This is a genomic window from Peribacillus frigoritolerans, from assembly GCF_030676415.1.
Lineage (GTDB): Bacteria > Bacillota > Bacilli > Bacillales > DSM-1321 > Peribacillus > Peribacillus frigoritolerans_A.
The window spans coordinates 1-19,295 of sequence record NZ_JAUUTW010000012.1; the positions used below are offsets into that span (position 1 = coordinate 1).

Sequence of the window (19,295 nt, forward strand, 5' to 3'; positions counted from 1 at the left end):
CAAAAATGGCCTAACATAGTGGGCTCGTAGAGCCCCAATCTCTTAACTTTAGGCGAAAATTCAAAGGGAATTTCAAAAGGGGTTCAGAATTTTTTAATTCCGAACCCCTTTTGTCTACAAACTGAGAGGGCGCAAAAGCGCCCTCTTTTTTTCTGTACATTCGAGAACCTTCACATGATGAATATTATAACTGGATTCCTTAACAAAAAGGGCCGGCTTAAAAGGGAATCCCCTTTTTAGCCGGCCTTGAACTTTTTATTTTTCCATCCATTCGGTATGGAACGTTCCTTCTTTATCAATGCGTTGATAAGTATGAGCTCCAAAATAGTCACGCTGAGCTTGAATCAGGTTAGCTGGCAGCGTTTCTGTACGATAGCTGTCGAAATACGCAAGTGCTGATGATAAGCAAGGAACCGGGATTCCGTTCATTACAGCTGTTGACACTACTTCACGTAAAGCTCCTTGATAGCTTTCGACGATCCCTTGGAAGTAAGGATCTAGAAGAAGGTTGTTCAAGTTCGCTTCACGATCGTACGCTTCCTTGATCTTTTGGAGGAATTGTGCACGAATGATACAGCCGCCACGGAAAATCATCGCGATTTCCCCATATTGCAAGTTCCAGTCATTTTCTTCTGATGCTGCTTTCATTTGTGCAAATCCTTGTGCATATGAACAGATTTTGCTCATATAAAGTGCTTTCCGGATACTTTCAATCAAAGCCTTTTTGTCGCCTGTAAATGATTCGGCCTTTGGACCACGAAGGATTTTACTCGCTTCAACACGCTCATCCTTGATTGCAGAAATAAACCGGGCAAACACGGATTCCGTAATGATTGGAAGCGGAACACCAAGATCAAGCGCACTTTGACTTGTCCATTTCCCTGTACCTTTTTGGCCAGCTTTATCTAAAATGACATCGACCATCGGCTTGCCGGTTTCTTCATCATATTTTTTGAAAATATCAGCAGTGATTTCAATTAAATAGCTATCAAGTTCCCCTTCATTCCATTCTGTAAAGACTTCATGGAATTCTTCAGCAGATAGTCCAAGGAGATTTTTCATAAGGAAATAAGATTCGGAAATCAATTGCATGTCCCCGTATTCAATACCATTATGTACCATTTTAACATAATGACCTGCCCCATCCGATCCGATATACGTGCAGCAAGCATCACCATCGACCTTAGCTGAAATATCCTTCAAGATTGGTGCAACAAGTTCATATGCTTCTTTTTGACCTCCAGGCATGATGGATGGACCTGTTAGAGCTCCTTCTTCCCCTCCTGACACGCCTGTACCGATGAAATGGATGCCAAGCTTGCTTAATTCCTCATTGCGGCGCTGAGTGTCCTTGAAGAAGGTATTCCCTCCATCAATAACGATATCACCTTTTTCAAGTAACGGTTTTAATTGCTCGATTGTTGCATCTGTTGCCGCTCCAGCTTTAACCATCAATAAAATTTTGCGTGGTGTTTCCAAAGAATTGACGAATTCTTCAAGCGTATATGCTGCTGTTACGTTTTTGCCTTCCGCTTCCTTCATCATTTCGTCCGTTTTTGATCCTGAGCGATTATATACGGAAATTGAATATCCCCTGCTTTCAATATTAAATGCAAGGTTCTTCCCCATTACGGCTAGTCCGATAACGCCAATCTGTTGTTTTGCCATGCTTCATCTTTCCCTTCTCTATATCTTTACACAGCTTGTACGCTATTCTTTGTCAAAAGAAGGATCATTCCTCCTTGATTGCTCAAAGAAATCTTTACTGAAGCTAGTGTCTGTTCCAATTGAACGGTTTTTCAAGGGTAATCCCTTTTTAATAATATTTTCTCCGTACTTATTTTGCAAGTGTTCCATCGCTTCATACAGAGGTTCTTTTTCTGCATCCTCTTGATAGGAGAAAATATCCAGTTGCTTGAAGGCCGACTCTTTTTCGATGACATCATAGGCAGTGACACCAAGAAGCCTGATTCCTTCCCCACTCCAATTTTTCATGAAGAGATCGATAGCTCCATCCAAAATATCCTTTTTTTCAAAAACTGGATTAGGAACCGTTCTGCTCCTAGTTATTGTGCGGCGGTCTTTGTAACGGATCGTCACACCTATTTTTTGACCAAGCAGGCGTTTATTTCTCAAACGGACGGCTACTTTCCCGGAAAGCTTTTCCAATACACCGATCAGTTCTTTTTGATTGGTGGAGTCATGCGGAAGAGTTGTCGAGTTCCCAATGCTCTTATGCTCAAAAATCGCTTCTGGATCCACTACCCTTGGGTCGATTCCATTAGCTCGTTCTTTCAAACGGATGCCATTGATCCCAAGAAGCTGTTTAAGTTGATTATCATTGGCGTGTGCAAGATCCCTGATTGTCCTTATCCCGATAGTTTGAAGCTTTTCCGAGGTCTTTTCCCCGATGCCATGCATTTCGCCCACTTGTAAGGGCCAGAGCTTTTCCGTAATGTCCCGTTTCCTTAACACGGTGATTCCCATTGGCTTCTTCATATCAGAAGCAGTTTTGGCCAAAAATTTATTAGGGGCAATCCCGATGCTGCAAGGGAGATCCATCGTGTTAAAAATTCTTTCCTGAATGCTATTGGCTATATCTAAAGGCGAACCCAATTCGGCGCATTCACTAATATCCAGATACCCCTCATCTATCGAAACCGGTTCAACCATCTCTGTATATTGCCTCAAAACATCGAAAATAGCCAGTGATGCCTTTCGATAGCGCTCGAAATTCGGTTTCTGAATGACTAATTGAGGACATAGTTTTTTCGCCTGCCAAATCGGCATGGTCGTTTTAACCCCGAACTTCCTCGCCTCATAGCTACATGTGACGATTATGCCCCTTCTCTCTTCAACATTGCCTGCAATGGCAAGCGGTTTGCCTTTCAATGAAACATCATATGACATTTCCACTGAAGCATAGAAACTATTCATGTCTACATGGAGAATGACCCTGCCATTTTTGGGATACATGTCCTTCATGTTTGACCGTCACATCCTTGTAAAAATAAAAAAAACACTGGATAATAGGGCCAATAAAAAACCATTTCTATTAAGATACCCCTATTTATCTTTGGTAACCACGGTGAAAGATGCTTCACTCCAAGAAAAACAGCCATCATGTCATTGATGACTGTACATATATTCCTTCAATACTATGAACGCCTTCCAAATACATACGAGTTTTTGCTGATCAACGGCAACAACTTGAATATATTTTGTTTCTTGATTGCTAATAAGACACCGTTCAAAGGGTATATCGGTTAAATCAAGGATTTCACGGGTTCCTGGACAATGGTAGGATGGAGAGGATATCCGCCTTTCCACCTTTGACCATCATTGCCGAGAGCTGATTTGCCTGGTTGCAAGAAATCCTGGAAAGCAAGGGCATCAGGTTTTTCTATGGAAAGCACGGATTCTATCGGCAAGGCATATTCCTCATCCTCTGCAAGAAATACGACCACCTTTCTCGATTTAATCAGGAAACTCTCCTCCATCTCCCTATCATATTACGGGTGATTATTCCCCTGATACTTCTTTGATGATACTGACGACCATTTCAGCTAGCTTCGTTAATTCCTCAACTGGAATTCTTTCATTCGTAGTATGGATATCTTCATAGCCCACTGCGAGATTGACAGTAGGGATGCCAAAGCCTGCAATGACATTCGCATCGCTTCCTCCGCCGCTTTTAACCAGCTCGCATGGACGACCGATTTTCTCTGCTGCCTTTCTTGCGATTTCGACTACATGATCACCAGCACCATATTTAAAACCAGGATACATGACGTTAACTTCAACTTCAGCACGTCCGCCCATTTCAATGGCCGCAGTCTCGAATGCCTCTTTCATTTTCGCTACCTGTATTTCCATTTTTTCAGGAATCAAGGATCTTGCTTCTGCAAGGATTTCCACATGGTCACAAACAATATTGGTTTGCTGTCCACCCTGGAAACGTCCGATATTGGCTGTCGTTTCCTCGTCTATTCTGCCTAATGGCATTCTAGAGATTGCTTTGGCAGCGATCGTAATGGCCGAAACGCCTTTCTCAGGAGCGACACCAGCGTGAGCAGTCTTGCCTAAAATGGTTGCAGACACTTTCGCCTGAGTAGGTGCAGCAACAACCACATTGCCCACTTTTCCATCACTATCAAGTGCAAAACCGAATTTAGCCGTTACAAGGGAGCGATCCAATGCCTTTGCCCCTACCAAGCCAGATTCTTCACCGACTGTAATGATGAATTCGATTGTACCATGTTCGATATTCTGTTCTTTTAACACTTTAAGCGTTTCTAACATGACCGCTAATCCAGCTTTGTCATCCGCCCCTAGAATTGTCGTTCCGTCTGACACTATGTATCCATCTTTGATGGAAGGCTTAATTCCGTTCCCAGGTACAACCGTATCCATATGGGAGGTGAAATAAATGGTATCCACGCCTTCTTTCATTCCTTTTAAAGTACATACTAAATTCCCTGCACCATGACCGGTAACTGCTGTTGTATCATCTTCAAAAACCTCTACACCCAGTGCCCCGAATTTTTCTTTCAGCACTTTGGCGATGGCTGCTTCATTTTTCGTTTCGGAATCAATCTGCACCAATTCCATAAATTCATTAACTAAACGTTCTTCATTAATCATAAAATAAAACCTCCAAAAAAGTTTTCCTCTTTAATTATACTTCTAAAAGCGGCGCCCCGGCAAATAATGTGAAAAGGAAGACCCCAGCTTAAAAAAAGCATGCTGGTCATTTCCCTGTGAATGATGACTTATAAATGGTTTTCTTAAAATGATATCTTTCCAGTATGGAAAAGAGCCCAAAACAGATAGTTTGGGCTGCTTGCATGGTTGGATCACAACGGGATATTTCCGTGTTTTTTCCATGGTCGAGTTTCTTTTTTGTTACGTAGCATATCAAGAGATTGAATGATCTTAATCCTGGTTTCACGCGGATCAATAACATCATCCACCATTCCAAGACTTGCGGCAACATATGGATTGGCGAACTTCTCACGGTATTCTTCAATTTTAGCTGCACGTGTCGCTTCCGGATCTTGGCTATTTTGAATTTCACGGGCAAAAATGATATTTGCCGCTCCAGCAGAACCCATTACCGCGATTTCAGCATTCGGCCATGCAAACGTAAGGTCCGCACCGATGGATTTACTATTAAGAGCCACGTAAGCTCCTCCGTATGCTTTACGCAGAATGATCGTCAATTTTGGTACTGTTGCTTCCGAATAAGCATATAGCAGCTTTGCACCATGGCGAATGATCCCGCCATGTTCTTGTTTAACGCCCGGGAAAAACCCTGAAACGTCTTCAAACGTAATAAGCGGAATGTTAAACGAGTCACAGAAACGAATAAAACGGGCAGCCTTATCTGATGAATCAATATCAAGTCCCCCTGCCAACACCTTTGGCTGGTTACAGACAAGCCCCACTGATTTCCCTTTGATTCGCGCCAAGCCGACCACTATGTTTTTCGCAAAGCCCTCTTGAACTTCCATAAAGGAATCCTCATCGACAACCTGCTCCAATACTTTCCGAACATCATATGGACGGATCCCTTCATAAGGGACTACATCCGTTAAGTCCGGACGGTAGTCATCTCCATCGTCCGCTTCCAAAACCGGCGGCTTCTCTTCATTATTTTGTGGAAGATAGCTCAGGAGACGTCTAACGTCCGCCAATACTTGCTCCTCAGATGCTCCCTTGAAATGGGCATTACCGCTTATGGTATTATGTACAGTCGCGCCACCCAATCCTTCAGGTGAAATCTTTTCACCTGTAACCGTTTCAATGACTTTAGGGCCTGTTATGAACATTTGGCTCGTTTTTTCAACCATGAAGACAAAGTCGGTTATGGCTGGGGAATAAACGGCTCCGCCTGCACAAGGTCCCATAATAACCGAAATCTGTGGAATGACCCCTGAATAAATGGAATTCCGGTAAAATATTTGGCCATATCCGTCAAGCGAAACTACACCTTCTTGAATACGCGCCCCGCCAGAATCGTTCAAACCTATGAAAGGGGCTCCATTTTCCGCTGCCAAATCCATAACATTGGCAATTTTCAGAGCATGCATTTCACCTAGTGCACCTCCAAAAACAGTAAAATCCTGTGAAAACAGATAAATATCACGGCCGTTGACCTTTCCGTAACCGGTGACAACCCCTTCTCCCGGCCCTTCTTCCTTTTCCATGCCAAAATTGGTATTACGGTGTTTGATAAAAGGATTAAGCTCTATGAAAGTACCTGGATCAACTAAAAGTTCAATTCTTTCCCTTGCAGTAAGTTTGCCCTTTTCATGCTGCTTATCGATTCTTTCTTCACCGCCACCCATTTCCACTTTGCGGCGTCTGTCATATAGGTCATTGATCGTATCATATATGTCTGTCATTCCTGCTCCTCCTTTGATAATCCTTGTTCACAAAGCTCATATAATACACCCGCGGTAGACTTGGGATGAACGAAAGCAACATCCGCATTGTGCGCTCCCTTTCTTGATGAATCATCAATCATGCGCCATCCAGCTTCCTTGATTTCTTTTATTCTATCTTCGATGTCATCGACGCCAAGTGCCACATGATGAATCCCTTCACCGCGTTTTTCGATGAATTTGGCGATTGGGCTTGCAGGTGACAACGCTTCCAACAACTCCAAACGGGTATTGCCTGCCAAGATGAAGGCCACTTTCACTCCTTGGCTCTCCACTGTCTCGATTCCTTCAAGTTTCAATTTCAACGTTTCCGTGTAAAGTGGCAAGGCTTCATCTAGTGACTTGACGGCAATACCGATATGATCGATATTTTTAATCATCATAAAAACCCCCATGCTATGTATTATTGGATGACTCCATTAAAATACTACTAATCTTGCATTAAAGCCTTTTAAGATTCGGAATAATATGAACATTATACTTTTACTTGTTTCTACTAAATGTTCAAGTTAAAATAAAATCAATTAAACTGTATTAAGGGAGAGAGCATATGGGAAACAAGAAAATCAGAAAGATCGTCGTGTATTTAATGCTTATCTCAATGTTATTAACGAGCTTATTATCAGGTATCGCATTTCTTTTGTAATAGACACCGTAATGGGGAGGGGAGCAAAAAGCTTCCCTCTCTTTATTTTATCGCTCCGTTTTTCTTTGCCAACGTTTTAAAATCCTCGTTCGATATGGTGATCAACACCTTAGTTCCGATGGGGACTTTTTCATTCAAACGCTCTACATCGGATTTAAGCATCCGTACACAGCCATTTGAAATATATTTACCAATGGATGATGGCTGATTCGTACCATGTATGCCGTAAATCCTCCCATCGGTATTTCGTGCATCGAATCCAATCCACCGCGACCCCAGAGGGTTCCTGGGATCGCCGCCAGGAATGTTTTTTTTCCGGTAATATGGATCGACCGCTTTTACTTTGACCGTGAAAATCCCTTCAGGTGTCAGTTCCTGACTCTTTCCCGTACCGACCGGCAGAATCTCTTTGACCTTGTTATCATCAATGAACGCCAATTTATTGTTGGCTTTATTGATGATGATAAACGGATCGCCAGGCTTAACCGATTGAGGTTCTGCTTGTACCTGCAACGGCCACAAAGATAACATAAGCAACAAAGAAAGGATCCATTTCATTTGTATCAATTCCTTTACTTTTTTGCTTAGTTTAAGCCAAGTGCCTCTTTTTCATTCGGCTGCTGGTCAGCTTGGGTAATCCCTTGAAGGAATGCTTCAACAATAAATAGCGCTCCATTTCCTTCATGAGCTGCAGTAATGCGGCCCTGGATTCGAACTCTTCCCGAGTCTGCGGCAGTGCCATTCCCCTAAAATGAATCTCCATTTCTTCAAGCTTTTTCAGATAAAGAATGGCCGTATTTTGTGGGTGGACGTTTTCTGCCAAATCTTCTATAAAATCAGCCACTATCCCGCTTTGCCTGACGACCAACGGAATATTCGTGACCAGGGGAAGAATTCGTTCAATTATTTCAAATTGCTTTTCACGCATTTTGAAATAATGGTAATACAGGTCTTCTTCCCTTAAAAAATGATTTTCCACGTCCCTGAAGGCAAGGCTTTTGGCTTGATTAAGAAGATTGGCTGTGTCGGTGATTTCCTTACCATCCCATGTGTGATCATTATCCCTTAAATAGCGGACAATTCCCATCAAGATCGCACTAAAGTTCGTTTCGATACTTTCCTGATAGGCCAGCAGTTTGTCATCGACACTGGGCATGTACAGATTCATGACAAGCGCCACTCCAACTCCAACTGCAATTAATATCGTTTCATTGATCAGCAGGGAAAAAGTGATGTCACCCGCCCCGTATAGGTGCATGATGATGACGCTGCTCGTCACAATCCCTTCATTGACCTTCAAGGCAACTGTCGTTGGAATGAAAATCAAGAGGATCAAACCTATTATCAGCGGATGAAATGCAATGAACTGAAACAATAGGGATGCATAGGCCATTGCGATCAAACAAGCTAAAAAACGGTGCCAGGAGGCATACACCGACTTCTTTTTTGTAACTTGAATGCATAAGATCGCAATGATTCCCGCAGCAGAGAAATATTCAAGATTAAGCATTTGTGCAATAATGATTGCCAGGGTGGCCCCCAAAGCAGTTTTAATCGTCCTGTATCCGATTTTAAACATTGTTATGTATCACCTGGCTCTTTCTCTATCTATTATAATACTATCAGGAAATCAGATATTTTCACAGTCCTTTGCGAGTTAAATTTCCAATTTTTCAAAATGCATTCACGCAAAAATACATTATAGGAAAAAAATAAAAAAGGTAACCTAAACGTTACCTTTTTTCACAATTATATACTATTTCCTTTAGCTTATAAAACTTTTTCCAAGAAGTCTTTTGCACGCTGGGTTTTCGGATTGGAAAAGAATTCTTCCGGAGCACTTTCCTCAACGAGCAGTCCCCCGTCCAGGAAGAGGACTCGATCGGCCACTTCTTTGGCAAATCCCATTTCATGCGTTACGATCAGCATGGTCATCCCCGTATGTGCCAGTGACTTCATAACCTCGAGCACCTCTTTTACCATCTCAGGATCAAGAGCTGAAGTCGGCTCATCGAAAAGCATTACTTCCGGGTTCATTGCCAATGCCCTTGCAATCGCGACCCTTTGTTTTTGTCCGCCTGACAGACGATTCGGATAAGCCGATTCTTTATCGGCCAAACCGACTTTAGTCAAGAGCTCACGAGCTTGTTTTACAGCCTCAGCCTTTGATAATTTTTTCACCTTCATAGGTGCATATGTCAGATTCTCCAGTACGGTTTTATGTGGAAATAAATGAAAATGTTGAAATACCATTCCGACATTTTCACGAACTTTCATGATATTGGTCTTTTTTTCAGTAATGATTTGATCTTTAAACCTGATTTGACCATCAGTTGGAGTTTCAAGCATATTGATGCAGCGTAAGAAAGTTGATTTCCCCGAACCGGATGGACCGATGATCGCTAACACTTCACCCTGCCCTATCTCGGTGCTGATTCCTTTTAAAACCTCGAGCTTACCATAATTTTTTTTGAGTCCATCAATTTTAATCACTGCGTCTCATTCTCCTTTCAATCACTTTGCCTAAGATGGTGAGAACCATGACCATCACATAATAAATGAGACCGGCAAATAATATCGGCTCGAAGAATTTATATGTCTCACCGCCGACAATATAAGAACGGCGCATGATATCCCCTAATCCAATAATTGTGACAACGGCTGATTCCTTCGTTAAGGAAATCAATTCGTTCACAAGGGACGGCAGGATATTCTTGATGGCCTGCGGAAGGATAATATTAAGCATCATCCCTGAATAGGGAACCCCAAGTGCAAGCGAAGCCTCTCGTTGGCCTTTATCGACAGCTAATATGCCTCCCCTGATAATTTCAGAGATATATGCCGCTGAATTTAGCCCGAATGCTAAAAATGCTGCTTGGAACGCTTCGATTTGAATCCCTAATATTTGTGGTGAACCAAAATAAATCAGCATTAATTGCAGCACCAAAGGGGTACCGCGAAAAATGGATGTATAAAAGTCAGCAATCCAATTTAAGGGCTTGATTCTGCTGATTTTAAGTATAGATAATAATATTCCCAAAACAAATCCGATTACTGCCGCTACCGCTACAACCTTTAATGTAGTCGGTATCCCCTCCAGGATATATGGAAGGGAAGGCATAATCCTTTCAAATTCCAGATTCACTCCATTCATCCTCTCTTATGAAGGCCGTTATCTTGTGGCCTTCCTCCTGCTTCATTTTATTAACAATAAAGCGCGGAAAAACGTTCAGAAGGCATACTAAATCTCTTCTGAACGCTTTTCATCTCTCTGTATTATTCAGTTTCACTGCCACCGAACCATTTTAATATTAATTTTTCCATTTCACCATTTTCCATCATTTTTTTCAACTCGGCATTGAATTCTTCAGTTAACTTGCTTCCTTTTTGGAAAGCGATTGCCGAACCGGCATCTTGTTCACCGGACTCCATCAAATGGCCCACCAATTCTTTATTATCTTTCAAGTAGCCTTTTGCCACAGTATCTTCCATGATCACGGCGTCAAAACGTCCTGTTGACATTTCTTGAACAACTTCAGGAATACGATTCCGTTTTTCAACTTTCATCCCGATATCTTGGGATTTATTCAAGTCATTTGCCAATGTCTCCTGAATGGACGCAAGCTGTACGCCTACCGTTTTCCCTTTTAAATCTTCAACAGTTTTGATTTTACTGTCCTTTGTCGTGACGATCATGTTTTTAGCTGTATAGTAAATATCACTGAAATCGACTGATTGCTCACGTTTTTCTGTTGGGGTCATTCCAGAGATAACGAAATCGACCGATTTATTCTCCAGAGCAGGCACAAGACTATTAAAGTCAATGTCCTTCACTTGGACCTCATAACCTAATTTTTTTCCGATTGCTTTAGCGATATCAATGTCAAACCCTTTGATTTCATCACTTTTAGATGTTTCAACGAATTCAAATGGCGGATAATCCGCAGATGTTCCCATTACCAGGACCTTTTTGTCTTCTTTGTCAGCTGTGTTCTTATCTTCTTTCTCTGATGTTCCGCATGCCGCTAAAATACCTACTAATAAAACAGAAGTAAGCAACAATGCTAACTGCTTTTTAAACTTCATTATTATTCCTCCAAAATGATATTTTCAATTCTCTTGTTATTAAATTTGGTTTAGTTAAATTTTGAATAACTAATATTCATACACTAATGTGTATTTTAACACACTCTAATAATTATTCAATAATGTAAATAATAGATTTATTTTTCAGAATATTACTATAATTTCATTTCTGAGATTCGCGCTTTTTCACTAAAGGGAATATATCGACTTCCTTATCTATCTTCTTTCCCAAATGTTCCTGGCTTATGCAATTTCATGAATAAAAAAACCCGCCGATTGGGCGGGTTTTTAAGCTATGGCTTACACTTCTTCGCAATATTGATCGAAGTAGTCTTGTAATTTTTCTACTACAGACATCGGATGGTGCCCTTCAATTTCATGGCGCTCTATCATGGTGATGATTTTTCCATCCTTCAGCAATGCAAATGATGGGGATGACGGCGGATACCCTTCGAAATAATCACGGGCTTTCTCCGTCGCCTCTTTGTCTTGTCCAGCAAAAACGGTTACAAGCTGATCTGGGCGTTTATCATTATGGATTGCATGAGCCGCTGCAGGTCTAGCTATTCCCCCAGCGCAGCCACAAACGGAGTTTACCATAACAAGTGTCGTTCCTTTTTGTGCAAATACTTCCTCTACTTCCTCGGGAGTGGTCAATTCTGTATATCCAGCAGTCTTTATCTCATCGCGAGCCTGTTTGACTACGTCGTTCATTAAAAAATTAAAATCCATATTCATGGCATTTGCTCCTTCCAAGTTTTCTCTTCAATCCTATCATAACAATTGCCACTTCGTGATTCAATAAATTTACCTGTTAAAACCTCATAAACCGTTTCCGAACATGTTTAAAGCGAAAGGGTAGCGGGAATCATGTGTGTAACAACAAGACTTACAAAAGGATGGGGCATGCTTGGGAGACAATCCATGCATGCCCCATCCTATTTCTTTTTTAATTTGACTTAAATGTATCGGTAAAAGATTGAAAGGCCTGCTTAACAGCAGCAGTGACCGTTTTATTCCCTGACATCACTTGATTTTCGAGTATTGGGAGAAGACTCTTGACGGTTTCATTTTTATAAAACATCGTTTTAAGCTGGTGATCCATCAATGAATAAAGCCATTCCTTAGATTGCATTCTTCTCCGTTCTTGAAAAACACCCGAATCCTTGGTCATATCGGAAAATTCATTCAATACATCCCAAAGTTCAGGAATTCCTTTACCGGTTATGGCGGAACAAGTATATGCCTTTCCTGCCCATCCCTTTGTTGCTGGCTGAAGGAAATGCAAGATTCTGCTATATTCGGACTTTGTCCTAATCGCCAGCGGAATGTTCTCTCCGTCTGCTTTATTGACCACAATTCCGTCCACAAGTTCCAGAATCCCTTTTTTCATCCCTTGTAATTCATCTCCCGCACCTGTCAGGACAAGGAGCATGAAGAAGTCGACCATACTTCGAACTATAGCTTCACTCTGACCGACACCGACAGTTTCTATCAGTATCACATCAAATCCTGCCGCTTCACAAAGCAGCATCGTTTCCCTCGTTTTGCGGTGAACTCCTCCCAGGGTGCCTTCGGATGGTGAGGGTCTTATGAAGGCATGGGGGTTTCTTGCCAGTTCCTCCATCCTTGTCTTATCGCCTAGTATACTTCCGCCATTGATCGAAGAGCTTGGATCGACGGCTAGAACAGCAACCTTATGGCCCCTGTCACATAAGTAGGTTCCGAACGTCTCGATAAAGGTACTTTTTCCGGCACCGGGCACTCCGGAAATCCCGATGCGAATCGAGTTCCCTGTATGAGGTAGGATGTCATGCAATAATTCCTGTGCATGATCTAAGTGGTGGGATGCATTGCTTTCAACCAATGTAATCCCTTTAGCTAGCTTGGCCCTGTCCCCATTTATGATTCCCTCTTTAAGTTCATGGACCGGTATGTTTACATTATGTTTTTTGACGAATTTGCTTTTTGAAGGTTTGTTTTGGCTGGCTGCTAATTCCACGCCTGGCTTTAATGAGGAAGCAAAACCCTCCTGATTGTTAAGATCGACCCATTCCGGCTTCTTGTCTTCACTCATTATTGGGCCACTTCCTCATATCCGAGGCGATTGTATATTTCCTGAAGCACTTTCTTTGCTGCCTGTGGTATGACCGTACCAGGTCCAAAAATGGCTGTAGCGCCATTTTCCATTAGGTAATCATAATCCTGTGCAGGGATGACGCCGCCTACGATCACTATAATGTCCTCACGGCCCAAGTTCTTCAGTTCCGCCATAAGCTGCGGCAACAATGTTTTATGACCGGCAGCAAGCGAACTCATTCCGACTACATGCACATCATTTTCCACGGCCTGGATGGCGGTTTCTTTCGGTGTTTGGAATAATGGACCGATATCGACATCATAGCCTAAATCCGCAAACCCCGTTCCTACTACTTTAGCTCCGCGATCATGACCGTCCTGTCCCATTTTAGCCATTAACAAACGCGGTCTTCTTCCTTCATTTTCAAGGAACTCTTCCGTCATGCGGACGACTTCCTCAATTTCCGCTTCTTTTGAGTATGCCGAGCTGTATACACCGCTGATAGAACGGATCGTTGCTTTGTGACGTCCAGCCACCTCTTCGATCGCATCGGAAATTTCACCTAATGAAGCCCGTACTCTTGCAGCTTGCACAGCCAGTTCTAGAAGGTTACCTTCGCCAGTTTTGGCAGCCATGGATAGCGTTTGAAGAGCTTCATCCACCTTTGCCTGATCGCGTTTCGCTTTTAATTCGCTCAAACGCTTAAGCTGACTTTCGCGAACTGCTGTATTATCAATCTCCAGTATTTCAATAGGATCTTCTTTTTTCAAACGATATTTATTGACGCCAACGATCGTTTCATCTTGAGAATCGATTTTAGCCTGACGCTTTGCAGCCGCTTCCTCGATCCTCATTTTTGGAAGGCCGGTTTCAATTGCCTTCGCCATTCCGCCAAGACCTTCGATTTCTTCTATGTGAGCCCAAGCCCGTTCGATCAATTCATTTGTGAGCGATTCTACATAGTATGAACCCGCCCATGGATCGATTACTTTTGTGATCCCGGTTTCCTCCTGCAGATACAGCTGTGTGTTACGTGCAATGCGTGCCGAGAAATCCGTTGGCAGGGCAATGGCCTCATCCAATGCGTTCGTATGCAGGGACTGTGTATGCCCAAGTGCAGCCGCATGAGCTTCAATAAGGGTCCTTGCGACATTGTTAAACGGATCTTGCTCGGAGAGGCTCCAGCCGGAGGTTTGGGAATGAGTCCTCAAGGCCATCGCTTTATTATTTTTCGGTTCGAATTGTTTCATCAGTTTTGACCAAATGAAACGAGCCGCCCGCATTTTCGCCACTTCCATGAAATAGTTCATTCCTACAGCCCAGAAGAATGACAGGCGCGGTGCAAATTTATCGATATCAATACCTGCTTTCATTCCGGTACGTGCATACTCAAGCCCATCCGCCAACGTATAGGCAAGTTCGATATCAGCCGGCGCCCCCGCTTCTTGCAGATGATAACCGGAGATGGAAATGGAATTGAACTTGGGCATATATTTGGATGTATACTCAAATATATCAGCTATGATTTTCATGGACATTTCAGGTGGGTAGATATACGTATTCCGAACCATGTATTCCTTTAAGATGTCATTTTGAATCGTACCTGAAAGCTTATCCTGTGTTACGCCTTGTTCTTCAGCTGTCACGATATAAAATGCAAGGATGGGTAATACAGCACCGTTCATCGTCATTGATACGGACATCTGATCAAGCGGAATGCCGTCGAACAGGATTTTCATGTCAAGAATGGAATCAATGGCAACTCCCGCCTTCCCCACATCACCGACAACGCGTGGATGATCGGAGTCATAACCGCGGTGTGTAGCTAAATCAAAAGCAACTGAGAGCCCTTTTTGCCCCATCGCCAGGTTACGTCTGTAAAATGCATTGGATTCCTCAGCAGTCGAAAAACCTGCATACTGACGTACCGTCCAAGGACGATTGACATACATCGAAGGATAGGGCCCTCTTGTAAAAGGAGCGATGCCTGGCACACTTTCCATATGCTCCAAGTCGCGATTATCTGCCTCAACATAAAGCGGTTTGATTTTTATTTGTTCATTGGTTTCAAACAGAAGATCCTCCATGTTTTTCCCAACTGCTTTTTCGGCTTCCTTTTTCCATGCTTCCACCGTACCTTTAACCTCAGACTTAGCAGGATTTATAGCAGAAAAATTCGGTTTTTTCATTTCAGTTCACCCCCAGCTTCTGCAATAATTCTGATAAAATGGCTATTGCATTCGTTTTAACATGGATAAAATCTTTGACTCCAGCTTCACTTAGTGTAATCTCCAATTCTTCTTGCTGCTTGCCGGCACTATAAATAGTGATTTCAGGGAATTGCTTTTTAATTTCTTTAATGGTGACTGGCGCTAATTCCGAGTAGTCATCATCACTGCCGCAAACACAATAGATAGGGAGCTTGGTCGCAGCTACATAATCGACTGCTTCCTCGACGGTTTGACACCCCTTACTGCCGATTGTTTCAATACCACCTGCTGCAGCAAGACTTTTAACGAAATCTGCACGGGGTCTATAGGATTTGAGGTTTTTCAAATTAATCAAACCAATAGTTGGGGCCGTTCCACTTATTTCTTTATGCTTTTCACTGCGCAGTCTTATCTGTTCGAACTGAATGGATACCCGATCCAAGTCAAGTGGGGTAATGCCAACCGGCTTCTCAACTTTCATATATGACACATGGTTACCCTGTGTCGGGGTTTTAACCTTATCAGCGGGATTCGGATATACATTCGTTCCGATGATACTTTCTTTTCTGAAAGCCGCATTTTGAACCCTTCCTTGGTAAACTTCAGCTATTTCTTTCTGAAGGGTGCCTTGTTTAATTAGTTCTAAAATCCCTCCAGATGCATCGATTTCAAGGAATTTCGCCCAAGCCTTTTCAGCCAATTCATCCGTTAGTTGCTCAACATACCATGAACCGCCAGCAGGATCGACCACTGTTGTGATATTTGTTTCTTCTTTTAAAATCAAGTGAGTGTTACGGGCAATTCTTTCTGAAAAATCATCGGTTTCACCAGTTGCGTGGGTGAATGGATGGACTTGAAGATATTGAATGCCTCCAATAGCTGCAGCGAAAGCTTGGTTTGTGGTCCGAAGAATATTGACGTGCTGATCATATAGCGTTTCTGTCAACTCGGAAGTAACGGCATGTATCGCCATTTTAAAATGGTCCGATGCTGTATCGAAAGCTTCAGCAAGACCTGCCCAAAGTCTTCTGGCAGCCCTCAGTTTAGCGATGGACATGAAGTAATTTGAATCCACAGCAAAAGAGAATACTATTTTTTCGGAAACCGAAGCGATAGAAAGCCCTTGTTTTTGCCCTTCCAATAGATATTGGACGGCTGCCGATAATCCGTAAGCAATTTCTTGTACGGCATTAGCCCCTCCATTATGGTAGACTGCCGTATTAATCAAAACGGTCTTTAAATCCCTGCCTACCTTCTGATAATCTTGAATCGTCTTCAGCCAGTCTGCAAAATAGTTATCCGTATCTTCCGGCAGTTGACCGCAAATGAGCCATTCTGCAATGGGATCTTCAGCAATAACGCCTGTCAATTGGGTATTTTGTGCATCGGCAACAGCTTTGAATTGAGGGAATAATTCTTTTAGTTTCCCCTTAAGGTCAATGAAAACCGGAATTTCTTTTAATGGGATATCCTTAAACAATTTTTCAGACCTTGCTCCCTCGGCAAGCAATCGTGCAGGGTATGCCACAACATTTTGACCGCGCTTGAATGAAGCCTTCATCTTTTCATTTGCTTCTTCAGCCGTGATACCGCTTACAGGTTGAACGACAAGCCAAGGTTTTTCATGGTACCCCGTTGGGGACGTTCCTCGGGTGAAAGGGAAGAATCCTGGTAATTCAGCCACTTTTTCCGTTGAATCCGCCTTTTCTGTATAGAGCGGATATAAAATGATGCCCTCATATGTAATCGTTTTTAATTTTTCTACACTTTTCCCTTTTAAACTTGCTTCCGCAGCTTCTTTCCACTCTTCAAAAGAAGGCTTAGGAAAGGTTATGTTTTTTACATCTTTCAGTTCCATCTGTAATCGCTTTCTTATCTTCTGCCGCCTCATACGCCCTGTCCTTTCATTGGGAGAACGAACGCTCAGTCAGTTTTGGATAAGAAAACCACCCTCCCTTCAATTTGATCTGGATTATACTAACATTCTACCATAATTTTCTTGAAATTTAAGACAATAGAAATTATCAAATCTGTTATTAGGGAAACCACTAGCCTATTTCGCTTCTTTATAAATCAAGTACAGCCCCTGATCTGTATTAGAACAGCTCTTAATAAAATAATAGCAAAAATAAAATTTTTGTCGATGTTTTTCTATGGAAAAGAGAAATGACAGGGTCTATACTTTGGTGATCGACTTCGGCATACGCATCTTTCACTAAATCAAAAAGGGAAATCAATAACTGCCAGACTGAATGATGATCAGGAACACCTTCATCAACTTAGGTATGGTTTCTATCAAAATTTTTAAAACAAAGGTGATTGGAACGGGTGTGCGAGACTCTGTTTAGAATAGCGTGTCCAGGGGGAGACCTCCTACAGGTGCAAAGAGCGCAGCGGAAATCGAGTGCCTCGAGTTCCAATCAACGTTAAATTGTACCAATCCTAAAAAACTGTAGGCAAACTCGATTTTCATCGAGCTTGCCTACAGTCTGAAGGAGTGACCTTCCGGCCTTCCTTTTCATTTTAGTATATGGAAGTGTTATCTTTGGAAATCTTTTCGATGATTTCTTTAACCCTCGCAAGGAATCGTCCGCATACCAGTCCGTCCAATACACGATGATCAAGTGATAAACAGAGATTCACCATATCTCGTACTGCAATCATGTCATTTATGACCACTGGGCGTTTTACAATCGTTTCAACTTGTAAAATGGCCGCCTGTGGGTAATTGATGATTCCCATGGACTGGACAGAACCGAATGAACCAGTGTTATTAACAGTGAACGTACCACCTTGCATATCCTCTGCTTTTAACTTACCCGCCTTCACTTTGGATGCGAGTTCCTGTATCTCCCTTGCTATACCTTTGATTGATTTTTCATCTGCATTTTTAATGACCGGTACAAATAAGGCATCTTCAGTTGCAACGGCTATTGATATATTGATTTCTTTCTTTTGTATGATTTTTTCGCCTGCCCACATCGAATTAAGCTCTGGAAATTCCGTAAGGGCTTGAGCAACCGCTTTTACGAAAAAGGCAAAGTACGTTAAATTATAGCCTTCTTTTTGTTTAAAGTCGGATTTTAGATTATCACGCAACTTCACCATATTGCTTGCGTCAACTTCCACCATCGTCCAAGCATGTGGAATTTCGTGCTTACTTTTCAACATATTGGACGCAATTGCCTTACGGATGCCGGTAACAGGTATTTCCTTGTCACCAGCCGCAGTCGGCACGTTTGTTACTGGACTGGTTTGACGATTAACTTGAGGGGCGATCTCTTCAGGAGCCGATTCGGATATTGCGGAAGGCTCATCCGCCTTAGGAAGATTCCCTGATTCAACAAGTTTCAGTAAATCTTTACGGGTGATCCGTCCCTCATTCCCTGTTCCTTTAACTTTTGAAAGATCGATTCCATGCTCCTGGGAAAGTTTTAACACAGCTGGCGAATAGCGAGCTTTCCTTGATGGTTCGGCCGCTTGCTGCACATCTCTTGTAACAGGTGCATCAACATTTTCCTCACTATGTGAAACTTGCCCAGCAGTTTCGTTATCCGTCTTTGCCGTTTCAACTTCAATCGAGCAAATGACTTCCCCGACTGCCAATGTTTGATTCTCATCCGCTTTCAATTCCTTGATGATGCCGGTGAAGGAAGAAGGAACCTCAGCATTTACTTTATCCGTCATCACTTCAGCTAGCGGGTCGTATTTCGTGACATGATCCCCAGGCTTTACAAGCCATTTACTGATGGTTCCCTCTGTGACACTTTCGCCTAGTTGAGGCATCTTCATTAATTCCATAGCCATTATTCGTTCCTCCTTCTTAA

The 19,295-nt window shown here is 42.5% G+C and carries 17 protein-coding genes; 1 reads left to right on the forward strand and 16 read right to left on the reverse strand.

Translation table 11 applies throughout. The features are described 5' to 3' along the window. Positions 1-255 precede the first annotated feature (255 nt). The 6 genes from gndA to mce form a co-directional block, all read right to left on the reverse strand. Entirely contained in the window at positions 256-1,668 is a 1,413-nt protein-coding gene (gene gndA, locus Q8G36_RS12980) for an NADP-dependent phosphogluconate dehydrogenase (protein WP_305160571.1), read from the reverse strand. Between the two features lie 42 nt (positions 1,669-1,710). Next, on the reverse strand, positions 1,711-2,985 hold the full coding sequence (locus Q8G36_RS12985; RefSeq protein WP_305160572.1) for a DNA polymerase IV: 1,275 nt from the start codon (positions 2,983-2,985) through the stop codon (positions 1,711-1,713). A gap of 281 nt (positions 2,986-3,266) precedes the next feature. After that, complete coding sequence (locus tag Q8G36_RS12990; protein WP_305160573.1) at positions 3,267-3,500, reverse strand: hypothetical protein; 234 nt, start codon at positions 3,498-3,500, stop codon at positions 3,267-3,269. A gap of 22 nt (positions 3,501-3,522) precedes the next feature. Next, positions 3,523-4,644: a tripeptidase T gene (locus Q8G36_RS12995; RefSeq protein ID WP_144478504.1), complete on the reverse strand. Its 1,122-nt coding sequence runs from the start codon at positions 4,642-4,644 to the stop codon at positions 3,523-3,525. A gap of 212 nt (positions 4,645-4,856) precedes the next feature. Further along, positions 4,857-6,407 (reverse strand): acyl-CoA carboxylase subunit beta, encoded by a 1,551-nt coding sequence (locus Q8G36_RS13000; protein WP_305160574.1) that lies wholly within the window; start codon positions 6,405-6,407, stop codon positions 4,857-4,859. Continuing rightward, the gene (gene mce / locus Q8G36_RS13005) at positions 6,404-6,829 is read right to left on the reverse strand and encodes a methylmalonyl-CoA epimerase (protein ID WP_305160575.1); all 426 of its coding nucleotides are present in this window, start codon (positions 6,827-6,829) and stop codon (positions 6,404-6,406) included. The genes Q8G36_RS13000 and mce overlap by 4 nt, the downstream gene beginning before the upstream one ends. 167 nt (positions 6,830-6,996) lie before the next feature. Here mce and prli42 point away from each other — a divergent pair, with 167 nt between their 5' ends. Beyond that, positions 6,997-7,092, forward strand: a complete 96-nt coding sequence (prli42, locus tag Q8G36_RS13010) for a stressosome-associated protein Prli42 (RefSeq protein WP_155726463.1) — start codon at positions 6,997-6,999, stop codon at positions 7,090-7,092. Positions 7,093-7,134: 42 nt separating this feature from the next. Here the strand turns inward: prli42 and Q8G36_RS13015 are convergent, their stop codons facing one another. The 10 genes from Q8G36_RS13015 to Q8G36_RS13060 form a co-directional block, all read right to left on the reverse strand. Next, positions 7,135-7,650: a L,D-transpeptidase gene (locus Q8G36_RS13015; RefSeq protein WP_305160576.1), complete on the reverse strand. Its 516-nt coding sequence runs from the start codon at positions 7,648-7,650 to the stop codon at positions 7,135-7,137. Between the two features lie 31 nt (positions 7,651-7,681). After that, entirely contained in the window at positions 7,682-8,671 is a 990-nt protein-coding gene (locus Q8G36_RS13020) for an aromatic acid exporter family protein (protein ID WP_305160577.1), read from the reverse strand. Positions 8,672-8,862: 191 nt separating this feature from the next. Further along, positions 8,863-9,585 carry an amino acid ABC transporter ATP-binding protein gene (locus tag Q8G36_RS13025; RefSeq protein ID WP_305160578.1) on the reverse strand — a complete coding sequence of 241 codons (723 nt, stop codon included), beginning with the start codon at positions 9,583-9,585 and terminating at the stop codon, positions 8,863-8,865. Beyond that, on the reverse strand, positions 9,578-10,237 hold the full coding sequence (locus tag Q8G36_RS13030; protein ID WP_207439437.1) for an amino acid ABC transporter permease: 660 nt from the start codon (positions 10,235-10,237) through the stop codon (positions 9,578-9,580). The genes Q8G36_RS13025 and Q8G36_RS13030 overlap by 8 nt, the downstream gene beginning before the upstream one ends. 131 nt (positions 10,238-10,368) lie before the next feature. Further along, positions 10,369-11,178, reverse strand: coding sequence for a transporter substrate-binding domain-containing protein (locus Q8G36_RS13035; protein WP_305160579.1), 810 nt, complete (start codon positions 11,176-11,178; stop codon positions 10,369-10,371). 300 nt (positions 11,179-11,478) lie between these two features. Continuing rightward, positions 11,479-11,916, reverse strand: a complete 438-nt coding sequence (locus Q8G36_RS13040) for a BrxA/BrxB family bacilliredoxin (RefSeq protein ID WP_034308239.1) — start codon at positions 11,914-11,916, stop codon at positions 11,479-11,481. Between the two features lie 211 nt (positions 11,917-12,127). Then, positions 12,128-13,255: a methylmalonyl Co-A mutase-associated GTPase MeaB gene (meaB, locus tag Q8G36_RS13045; protein WP_305160580.1), complete on the reverse strand. Its 1,128-nt coding sequence runs from the start codon at positions 13,253-13,255 to the stop codon at positions 12,128-12,130. Next, positions 13,255-15,447, reverse strand: coding sequence for a methylmalonyl-CoA mutase (gene scpA, locus Q8G36_RS13050; RefSeq protein WP_305160581.1), 2,193 nt, complete (start codon positions 15,445-15,447; stop codon positions 13,255-13,257). The genes meaB and scpA overlap by 1 nt, the downstream gene beginning before the upstream one ends. Position 15,448: 1 nt before the next feature. Beyond that, positions 15,449-17,326 carry a methylmalonyl-CoA mutase family protein gene (locus Q8G36_RS13055; RefSeq protein WP_305160582.1) on the reverse strand — a complete coding sequence of 626 codons (1,878 nt, stop codon included), beginning with the start codon at positions 17,324-17,326 and terminating at the stop codon, positions 15,449-15,451. Positions 17,327-17,991: 665 nt separating this feature from the next. Beyond that, a complete protein-coding gene (locus tag Q8G36_RS13060) occupies positions 17,992-19,275 on the reverse strand; it encodes a dihydrolipoamide acetyltransferase family protein (protein ID WP_305160583.1) in 1,284 nt (427 codons plus the stop codon). Positions 19,276-19,295 lie beyond the last annotated feature (20 nt).

Bases quoted from the DNA above. Each gene is read 5' to 3' on its own strand.
- Q8G36_RS12995 (WP_144478504.1), bottom strand. From the start codon at position 4,644: ATGATTAATGAAGAACGTTTAGTTAATGAATTTATGGAATTGGTGCAG.
- Q8G36_RS12985 (WP_305160572.1), bottom strand. From the start codon at position 2,985: ATGAAGGACATGTATCCCAAAAATGGCAGGGTCATTCTCCATGTAGAC.
- Q8G36_RS13040 (WP_034308239.1), bottom strand. From the start codon at position 11,916: ATGAATATGGATTTTAATTTTTTAATGAACGACGTAGTCAAACAGGCT.
- meaB (WP_305160580.1), bottom strand. From the start codon at position 13,255: ATGAGTGAAGACAAGAAGCCGGAATGGGTCGATCTTAACAATCAGGAG.
- Q8G36_RS13000 (WP_305160574.1), bottom strand. From the start codon at position 6,407: ATGACAGACATATATGATACGATCAATGACCTATATGACAGACGCCGC.
- prli42 (WP_155726463.1), top strand. From the start codon at position 6,997: ATGGGAAACAAGAAAATCAGAAAGATCGTCGTGTATTTAATGCTTATC.
- Q8G36_RS12990 (WP_305160573.1), bottom strand. From the start codon at position 3,500: ATGGAGGAGAGTTTCCTGATTAAATCGAGAAAGGTGGTCGTATTTCTT.
- Q8G36_RS13060 (WP_305160583.1), bottom strand. From the start codon at position 19,275: ATGGCTATGGAATTAATGAAGATGCCTCAACTAGGCGAAAGTGTCACA.
- Q8G36_RS13055 (WP_305160582.1), bottom strand. From the start codon at position 17,326: ATGGAACTGAAAGATGTAAAAAACATAACCTTTCCTAAGCCTTCTTTT.
- scpA (WP_305160581.1), bottom strand. From the start codon at position 15,447: ATGAAAAAACCGAATTTTTCTGCTATAAATCCTGCTAAGTCTGAGGTT.
- mce (WP_305160575.1), bottom strand. From the start codon at position 6,829: ATGATGATTAAAAATATCGATCATATCGGTATTGCCGTCAAGTCACTA.
- Q8G36_RS13020 (WP_305160577.1), bottom strand. From the start codon at position 8,671: ATGTTTAAAATCGGATACAGGACGATTAAAACTGCTTTGGGGGCCACC.
- Q8G36_RS13035 (WP_305160579.1), bottom strand. From the start codon at position 11,178: ATGAAGTTTAAAAAGCAGTTAGCATTGTTGCTTACTTCTGTTTTATTA.
- gndA (WP_305160571.1), bottom strand. From the start codon at position 1,668: ATGGCAAAACAACAGATTGGCGTTATCGGACTAGCCGTAATGGGGAAG.
- Q8G36_RS13015 (WP_305160576.1), bottom strand. From the start codon at position 7,650: ATGAAATGGATCCTTTCTTTGTTGCTTATGTTATCTTTGTGGCCGTTG.